The organism is Streptomyces sp. NPDC001292, from assembly GCF_042896465.1.
In the GTDB taxonomy this organism is placed as follows: Bacteria; Actinomycetota; Actinomycetes; order Streptomycetales; family Streptomycetaceae; genus Streptomyces.
The window spans coordinates 1-1,254 of sequence record NZ_JBIAXG010000154.1 but is presented as its reverse complement, the minus strand read 5'-3'; the positions used below and the strand labels follow the sequence as shown (position 1 = coordinate 1,254).

The window sequence follows — 1,254 nt, the reverse complement described above, 5'->3', positions numbered from 1 at the left end:
CGTCGATGAACCTGAAGCGGGCACCGCTGATCGACGTGCACGTCGCCGCCGACGCGGCAACGGACAGCCGGCTGGCCGTGGTGCGCATGCACCACATGATCCAGGACCACACGGCGCTCGACATCGTGCTGGAGGAGGTCAGGGCCTTCGTCGAGGGCCGCGGCGACGCACTGCCCGAGCCGCTGCCGTTCCGCGACTTCGTCGCGCAGACGCGAGGCGCCGTCGAACGGTCGCAGTACGAGCGGTTCTTCACGGAGCTGCTCGGCGACGTCACCGAGCCCACCGCCCCCTACGGACTCGTCGACGCCCACGGTGACGGCACCCAACTGGTCCGGGCCCGATTGGAGTTCTCACCGGAGTCGGCCGTGCGACTGCGTGAGATCTCGCGGCGGGTGGGCGCCAGCCCCGCCACTCTGTTCCACGTGGCCTGGGCGCGCATGCTGGCGGCGGTCAGCGAGCGTGACGACGTGGTCTTCGGCACCGTGCTCTTCGGCCGGATGAACGCCGGTGCCGGGGCCGACCGGGTGCCGGGTCCGTTCATGAACACGCTGCCGGTACGGACCCGGGTCGACGAGACCGGTGCGCTCGCCGCGGTCGCCGGGATGCGCTCGCAGCTCGCGGCACTGCTCGAGCACGAACACGCCCCCCTGGCCGTGGCGCAGCAGGCCGCCGGGGTGGCGGCCGACGTTCCGCTGTTCACCGCGCTGCTCAACTACCGGCACAACGACAGCCGGCCCACCGGTCCGGACACGCACGAAGACAGGGATGGGGACGGAGACAGGGACGGAGGACTCGCGGGAGTCAGGACCCTGTTCGTGCGGGAGCGGACGAACTACCCCCTGACCGTCTCGGTCGACGACAACGGCGAAACGGCCGGCATCGGGCTGGCCGTGGACGCCGTGGCACCGATCGACCCGCAGGAGGTCGGCGCCCTGCTGCGCACCACGACGGAGAACCTGGTGGCCGCGCTGGAGGAGACGCTCGAAGGCAACCGCGAACTGCCGCTGAGTGCGGTGGACGTGCTGGGTGAGGCCGAGCGGCAGCGGGTGTTGGTGGAGTGGAACGGTACCGGGGTGGAGTTGGATGTTTCGACGCTGCCTGGGTTGTTCGAGGGGCAGGTGGCGCGGACGCCGGACGCGGTGGCGGTGGTCGCGGACGCGGTTGAGGTGTCGTACGCGCAACTCGACGCGCGCGCGAACCAGTTGGCCCGGCTGTTGATCGGCCGGGGTGTGGGGCCGGAGTCGGTGGTGGCGG

The 1,254-nt window shown here is 71.3% G+C and carries 1 protein-coding gene; it reads left to right on the top strand.

What is annotated here, in order from left to right; genetic code table 11:
• A partial coding sequence (locus ACFY4A_RS42680; protein ID WP_390834689.1) for a condensation domain-containing protein occupies nucleotides 1-1,254 on the top strand: 1,254 nt, incomplete at both ends.